The 8,011-nt window shown below is 68.9% G+C and carries 3 protein-coding genes and 1 pseudogene; all 4 read right to left on the bottom strand.

The genetic code is table 11. The features are described 5' to 3' along the window. Positions 1–383: 383 nt before the first annotated feature. Entirely contained in the window at positions 384–3,461 is a 3,078-nt protein-coding gene (locus WCD41_RS14895; protein WP_337714192.1) for a toll/interleukin-1 receptor domain-containing protein, read from the bottom strand. Beyond that, complete coding sequence (locus WCD41_RS14900) at positions 3,458–5,110, bottom strand: NAD-binding protein (RefSeq protein WP_337714193.1); 1,653 nt, start codon at positions 5,108–5,110, stop codon at positions 3,458–3,460. The genes WCD41_RS14895 and WCD41_RS14900 overlap by 4 nt, the downstream gene beginning before the upstream one ends. Positions 5,111–5,469: 359 nt before the next feature. After that, positions 5,470–7,068, bottom strand: a complete 1,599-nt coding sequence (locus WCD41_RS14905; RefSeq protein ID WP_337714194.1) for a hypothetical protein — start codon at positions 7,066–7,068, stop codon at positions 5,470–5,472. Between the two features lie 711 nt (positions 7,069–7,779). After that, positions 7,780–8,011, bottom strand: a pseudogene (locus WCD41_RS14910) (integrase core domain-containing protein); the annotation flags it as partial.

The raw sequence follows: 8,011 nt of genomic DNA on the forward strand, positions 1-8,011 counted from the left end.
GCGTCCCGCTCAGCGCGACCTCGGGCGAACCGGCGTCAAGGGGTCCGGATCGGAGGGACGATGAAGTCGCCGGCGATCGATGCAGCGGACCGGTCGGTCGCGGCGGTCCCGCACGCGATATCCGTTGCGTTCGAGAATTCGACCGGGTTACGTCTGTGAGGCCGTCGCCGCTATCGCGGAAATAGAACGGCAGACTCAGTTCGCGATCGTGTGCGTGACATGACACCCGAGAATTAAAGCACCCCTGGCTCCTCCTCGAGGCCGGAGCGCTGGGCCGCTCCCCTCAATGAGTCTCGAGTCTTTCCACTACTACTCGATCTGGAGCAAGCCGATCTCAGGGGCCGCTGGCCGAATTCCAGTCCTGAAGATTACTGGCGACCGCGCTACCCCGGCGGAGGCGAGGTTCCGTCGGGAGGCGGACAGGAAGCGCGGAACTCCTCGCCGTCAGTGGCTGCTCCCCACTGCTCGGGTGTCATCGCGACGTCGCGGAGACGGCACGCGACGGCAGCGGGGTTATGACGCGCCGTCTCGACGCCGGACAGGTCGATCACGCGCAACGTGTCGTCCTCGCGCGTCGCCATCCACATCCAGGGTCCGTCCGGGGCCATGCCGAGACCGAGCACCTGGGAGCCCGACGCGCGCACCGCGGGTCCCAACGGTCGGACCTCGGCCGGATCGGTCAGATCCCAGAGACGCATCAGCTGGTCGGCTCCCCCGGTGACCGCCGTACGACCGTCCCGCGAGACGGAAAGTGCCGACACGCCCTCGACGTGAGCGCTCGGTCCTGGGGACGAGCGAGGATTCGATGGGTCTGTCACGTCCCATCTCCGCAGGGTGCCGTCGCGAGATCCGGTCAGGACCGTACTGCCGCCCGGGCCGACGAAGGACGCTGCTGTCAGCCCGGCTGCGTGACCGACGAGGTCGGGGCCCAGGCGCGTCGGACGACCGCTTGCGAGAGTCCAGAGCTGGGCAACGGAGCCGGGGACGTCCGGCAACGTTCCGATGGCCGCGACGAAGGTTGAGCCGTCTCGCGAGAACTCGAGGTCGGCGATCGGTGTCGTGGCTGCCGGATGGACCGAACTCAGGCGTGGTCCTCCCGGGGTGTCCACATCGACGACGTGGGTGAGCCAGCCGGCGTCATCGCCGAGGACAAGGCTCTTGCCGTCCGGGGCGAAGACGATCGCGCTGATGGCCGTCGGCCCCTTGAGCGTGGCGCCTCGCTGGCGAAGGCGCCCTTCGGGTCCGATGTCAAGGAGACGGACCGTCCCGTCGCTCGAGGCCGTGGCGATCGTCCGGCGGGTGGGCGCGAAGGCGGCGACGGCTCCGCGCTGGTTGAGATCCGGTGGCGGCGTGCCCTGGCTCCCCACGGGCACACGGTCCAGTGGGCGGGGAGCGGGTCCGGTGACGTCCCAGAGGACCACGTCCTTCGCGATGCCGCCGGTGAGGAGGTAGCCGCCGTCGGAGCTGGTCGCGAGGCTCTGCAGCGCCCCCTGGCCTACCCTCTGCTCGTCGGCGACCCGAGGACGCAACCCGTCCCGGGCCTGCCACACGATCATGGCCCCATCGGCTCCGGCGGCCACGACCTCGTTCGTGTCGGAGGTGAAGGCCACGCCAGCGACGTCGTCACCTTGGCCCACGAGCGGCTGAGCCGCCCGGACGACACGGTCGCCCTCGATCTTCCAGAGGATCACGCGGTCGTCGAAGCCACCCGTGGCGAGCGTGATCCCGTCCGGCGAGGCAGCCAACGCGTTGACGGCGGTGTTGTGCGGTCCGCTGTCGTCGGTGCGCAGCGCCCGCGGCGGTCCATCGCCGAGACGCCAGACGCGGGGCGCCCGGCCCTGACCCGTCAGCACCGTGCGGCCATCGGGCCCGAAGGCGACGGGCACCGGATCAACGCCTTGAACACCAGCGATGAGCGGTGCCGAGACCTCCGTCGGCCGACTCACGTCAGTGACGTCGTAGAGCCGCACCGAAGCCTCCGACAGTCCTCCACCTGGAAGCACGGTGCGGCTACCGACGGCGAGCGTTCGCCCATCGGGCGCCAGCGCGACGCCGAGGACCTCGAGGCCTGTCAGGGGAAGGTCGATCCGACGGCCAGATCCTGGGGCCTCTCGGCGGGACACGTCGTAGAGCGTCACCGCCGCCCCGGTTCCGCCCGCCACCAACCGACGACCATCCGTCGAGAACGCCAACGACAACACGACGTCGCTGTTCTCCCGCGCGCCGACGTTCGGTGTGGTCACCACGCCCTGATTGACTGTTGACCGGCGCAGCGTCGTGAGGAGTTGCGGCGCGCCGCCCGTGGCGAGGTCCCAGAGCCCGATGATGCCGTCCACCCCACCGGTCGCCGCGGTTCGGCCGTCCGGCGTCACCGCTATGGCGAGGATCCTCCCGGTATGGGGGCTGTCGAGCGACGTGGGGCCTCGGAGCGGTCGGCTCGGGTCCGCCATGTCCCACAGACTCAAGGTGTGCCTCGCGCCCTCCCGCACCACCCGGTCACCGGCCATGGCGATCGCCGCAGGCGGTGGCTCGCCGATCTCCGGAGGGACGCGAGCGACGAACCGGCTCGCCAGCACGGAATCCAGCAACGCGTTGGTGGTATCCGGTCGCGGGGCCAGCGTGTAGGCGCCCAGAGCGAGCTGGGTCGCTCGAAACGGGTCAGGCTCCTCGTCAGCGTCGTCGTCGAGAACCTGCGCGGTTGCGATCGCCGCCTGCTCATCCGCCCGGTCCCGCGCCTCCCCCGCGATCAGCCAGAACACAACGGCTGTGACCGCCGCGGCCGCGAACACCGCCGCGGCGATGGACAACCCGATGAGTGCACGGTTGCGCCGCCGTCGGTAGACCCGGGCGAGCGCCTCCGGACGGACCCCGAGGAGGTTCGGATTGATCCTGGTCGCCGCCTCGTGGAGCACCGCTGACCGAATCGCCGGTGTCCCGCCGGCGGCACTGCGGATGTCCTCCCACAAAGGCGCCTCACCGAAGTCGGCATCCCGTACAGCAGGTGGGAGAGCGGTCGTCTGCTCGGGGTCGAATCGTCCGGTGTCGGCATCCCAGACGATCTCACCGCCGGTGAGCACGATCAGGAGCTGATCCTGGCGACCCATGTCCAGCCACCATCGGACTTCCTTGTCGACCCACTCGGAGATCGCAGCATACGGCGAGGCGATGAGCACCAGCCACGAGGAGGCCGCCATCGCTTCGTGCAGCCGCTGCGCGAATTTCGCTCCTGACGGAAGACCTGTCCGATCGCGAAAGATGCGCACCGCCGCCCGCGGTGAGTACCACGGGCGCCCGTACAGCTCGAGCTGCCGCTGGAAATCGTCGACGACATCAGCGTCGGTCGAATGGGTGTACGAGATGAAGGCGTCGTACAGGAACGCTTCCCGCGGTTTCGCCGGCGCTGCCGGTGGCGCAGGGACGGCGCCGTCGGCGGCGACGGCCTCGGCCTCCTCGCTCGTCACGCTGGGACCTTGTCGGGCCGCACGGCGCGGAAGCCCACTCGACGCAACAACGTGGGCATCGCCAGGATCGCCTCCCGGTCCTTCTTCCGTGTCTCCTCCGGGAGCTCGGCCCAGGGGCGCAGGTCAGGATCCTCCGTTCCGTCCTCCTCGGTGGGCCGGGTCCGCCGCCGTTCCGCGACCCAGCGCCGATGTTCGTGTTCGGCCAGGGAATCGACCTCTTCCGTGGTGAGGACGATGTCACTCAGTCCGTCGTCGTCTCCTTCGCTGGGCAGGAGGACCGCGCCGACGGACCGCAGCAGCGATCCGAAGGACTGGGCCTGTTCTCGGTTGGACGCGCGGAACGTCTCGTCCAACTCCTCCCAGGGGACGACAGCCGGGCCCTTTCGCTTCCTCGCCAGCGCGTGGGCCAAGTAGGACGCATGAACCTCCTGCGCCAATGCCTCGAGAATCTCGTCCCGGTTCCTCAGCGCTGCGACGCTGTAGACGTCGCGGACCTCGGCGAAAGTGCGTAGCTGAGCCTTCCCCACGGGTCCCGCCGGAGCTTCCCGCGCACCGGACACGACGTCGCCCAACGCCACGCTGGGCCCGAGGGTGACCACGACATCGACCGATCGTTCCCTGAGCGCATGTGCTGTCTGGAAGCCGATCCGGACGCCGGCGCCGACATCCGGGGTACAGACGAACACCAATCCCGGACGCAACGCTCGCACCTGCGCTCCCCGCGTCTCGGGACCGCAGATGTGTGGATCGTGCCCAAGCCGCCCGCTCGTTCGGCGGCGTCCGAGTGCCGAGGAGAGGGCATCGTGGACCGGGCCTTCACCGAGAACGACGACCGGCCCGGCGGCGCCTTCGGGTCGATACGTCTTGAGGAGACGGCGTGCGGCGGCAGCGGCGGGATCGAAGAACTCCGGCGGCCTCGCCGTCCCGGTGCTCATCGTCCTGCGGAACAACACGTCCGCCAGCCCGGGTGACCGCATTTCCACCATGCATCGTGCATCCCTGCGGTGACGGGGCGTCCCGCAGACGGTCGCGGCGACATCGGCACTCGCGGTGTCGTCCCCCATCACGACGACGACGAGGGCTGCCGTGGCGACCCGCGCACCGCGCAGGGTCCCCGAGTCCCGGGGATCGCCGCCGATCCGCAGCACCGGGCCCTTGCCCACCCGAGCCTCCGGCCAGCGTGCCCACCGCGTGGCGTCGGCCGACGGGTCGACGACCACGCACGAACTACCAGCCTCGCTGACGCTCCTGGCCACCAGCAGTGCCGGTACACCGCTGCCGCAGACGACGGTGTGAGCAGTCCAGAAGAACCGCACGCGGGTCGCCTGGATCGCCGCGTCGAGGACGACCTGACCGGCCAGCACCAGACCGAGCGCAGTGCTCGCGGGCGCGAGGAAGCGTGCGATCTCCAGGGGTATCGGAAGCCTGACGCCCTGCTGCAGCGGAGCGGCGTCGAGAAGGAACAACTGCAGGGTGAAATAGACGTACTCGACGGGCCTGCTGCCGTCAGGGACGGTGTTCGCCGGCGGATCGGCTGCCATCTGCTCGAAGCCGACGTAACCGAGTCCGAAAGCCACCGCACCGAGAACGACCACCAAAGAGCGCAGCAATGCCCGCGTCCCCGCCGACAGTCCGCGCGGTGCCTCCACGATCCCCCCAGGTCGATCGCCTTGGGGGGAGATCGAACTCCCGATCACGATCCGTGTGAAGCAAGTGCTGCAACGCTTCATCCGTTTGGCGCAACCAGATCACGCCGCTCACCCACGGCTTTACTCGCCAACTCGCGCTCCGGCCGTCGTTCGACGCCGGCCCTAGCGTGCGGCGCCTGTTTGCCGAGGCGCCCGCGCAGCGCACGCTCCAGGCCGGGGACGGGATGGAGTTGCTGTTGGGGCGCAGACCTCCTTGTACTCCATGCACACGTAGCGCGGGAGGGTCGCCTGGCTCCGAATCAAGGCCGCTCGCAGAGTTGAGGGCCAGCGAGCACACGAGACACGGCCGATCCGTCGAGCTAGCCGCTTCCTCGACCCGGATGTACCACGTCGGCGTCGTCTGCGACCCGAGTAAGCGCGTGGAGCACTTGCCGTGCCCCTGCGGCCCCGTTGCGCGGCCGCACCACGACCGGTCCCCGAGGGGCGTAAGTGCCCCTCTGGCCAGGTTCGCGAGACTCGAGCTCGGCGACCCACGCAGACCGGGTTGACTTGTCGGCGAGGACTACGACGTTGGTCACGCCGGATGTGGCAAGTTGGTCGACTTCCCAGGCCAGGCCGCCCTGGGAATCGGCGGCTCCGCGCAGATCGATGAGCACGACGGCAACCTGAGCGATGATCGCGGCGAACGTCGCGTGCCAGGCCTCGGGCCCGCACAGGATGTCGTGGACGCGGTGCCGCCCGTCCGGGTCGGCTCGAAGATCGCTTGCGGCCACACGGGCCGGGGCGTCCTCCTCGTCGGTGATCACCCGGCGACCCACCCGGCCCAGGAACCAGTCGACGGCTTCGTCCGGCTCCAGGGTCTCGCCCGCCAGGTCGACGCCGCCGATGAGTACGACTGCTCCAAGGTAGCGCCAAGAACGGCTGACATCCCGCAAGAGCGACACGGAGCGCCGACCGCCGGCGAAGGATCGCAGGAGCAGTAGATGTCGCGGTGCGTCCCTCTGGGGTCGCTGGAAGCAGACCTGAACCAGCGGCACCGAGACCACGAACGCGGCAAAGGGAGCGAGGCCTACGGCGATGTCGCCGATGGTCCCTTCGAAGGTAGCCCACATGCACAGCCACGGCGCCTGACTGAACCAGAGCACGACGGCGTGTTCGGTGACGTCGTCGATACGGCGGGTCCGGTACGCCCACCACACCGCGGCCACCACCGCCGACGTCACAAGCACGCTGCCGATGGCAGTGGCGGTGATGGCGCCTGCCGTGGCGCCGTCCGGTGGCTGCGGGACGACGATCAGGGCGAGCATCAGCACGAAGGCGAAGACCACGGCGAGCGTGATCGGAGTGAACAACCACCCCACACCCCGCAGTGCCGTCGGCGCGCTGAGCAGGACCACGGCGGCTGGGACGACGGCCGGAGCGACGAACCCGAGGAGGATCAGAGCCCAGTTGTCGGGGCCGACCGCAACCATTCCCAGGAGGGCCACCCCAACGAGAAGAGCGACGATCGCACCCACATAGACACGACGACTTGGGATCAGAAGGGCACGAGCGACAACCAGTACCGGACAACCGAACGCGAGTATCAGCAGAATCAGTGTGGCCACGAATTCCGGGGTCGGCTCGGTACCAACAAAGACCGATGTGCGCAGCACGACCACCGCGGAACCGCCCGACACGACGAGTGCCGGAAGGAGGTGGATCGCGAGGCAACGCCGTGCAGCCCTCCGCGATACGATTTCGAGGGGAGCGGGCCGGCCCCGAATCCATCGCGCGCCGCCACCACCGGGTCGACGCTCGGGCCATGCTCGGGGTCGTCGCTCGATCGCTCGCTGACCGGTGAGCGCCGCGACTTGGTGCCGGTAGCGACGCAGGATCGCGACGGCGATCACCGCGCTCAACGGCGTCGCGGCGAGCGCGATGACGAAGGCGGCGCCTACGAGGCCCGAGACGGTCACGGTCAGCCTTCCTGTGAATGACGTGTCTCCGGGTGTCGCGTTGGCTCCTGCGGTGTTACGGGCGGCTGGCTCGTGCGTGGGCGTAGGCCCTCCACGTCAGACGTCCTTCGGCACCTGTGACCGCGCCGCGTCGTGGCTACCGCAGAGTTCCTCTGGACCTCCCGTCGCCAAGCTTGCCCCGGCCTCTTGCCAGCTTCCCTTGGACGCGGCCCAGGTGGTCGATGGGTTCGCTCTCGCAGAAATCGAGCGCCGCCCCGTGGGAGCTGAACGTCCCTGCAGTGACCGTCGACGATGAGGAGGTCATTCTCGTTCGTCGTAGGAGCTACCTGGCTCGCGAGCTGGCGCCCACAGCGCGGACGAACTAGAGAGCCTGAGCCGTCCAACTCCCGATCGCGGGTACTGGCGACCGCGCAAGCCGTGATCAGCGAGGCATGAAGAGACGGGGCGACAACCGGCAACCACAGACACAAGACAGATCCTCGGCGATCGCGGACAGGATGCAACCCGATCACGATGTCGATCGGGGACTTGAGGACTAACACCGGACGAGCAGGCTTGCCAGACACGCGACCCAACGGCTCGAGGACCCCGACTCGGTCCTTTCTTGCCGCACAGAGCCGAGGCATGCCGAGCACGTGCACACCCGGTAAGAGGTCGCTCCCGACCTGCCTGCCAAACCAGTGCATGAACCGCCCCGGCGTGTCCGGAGAGCTACGGGCTTGAGTGCTCGGACTCGGGTTGGGCGTGGCATTGACGGTAGTGGGCGTGCTCGAGTTCGACGGGTGGGATGTCGCCGGCAGTGCTGTGCAGGCGGCGGTGGTTGAACCAGTCGACGTACTCGAGCGTGGCGATCTCGACCTGCTCGACGGTGCGCTAGGGCGCCCGCGGCTTGATCAGCTCGGTCTTGAACAGCCCGATGGTCGACTCGGCCAGAGCGTTGATG

It is taken from the genome of Actinomycetospora aeridis, assembly GCF_037400275.1.
Lineage (GTDB): Bacteria > Actinomycetota > Actinomycetes > Mycobacteriales > Pseudonocardiaceae > Actinomycetospora > Actinomycetospora aeridis.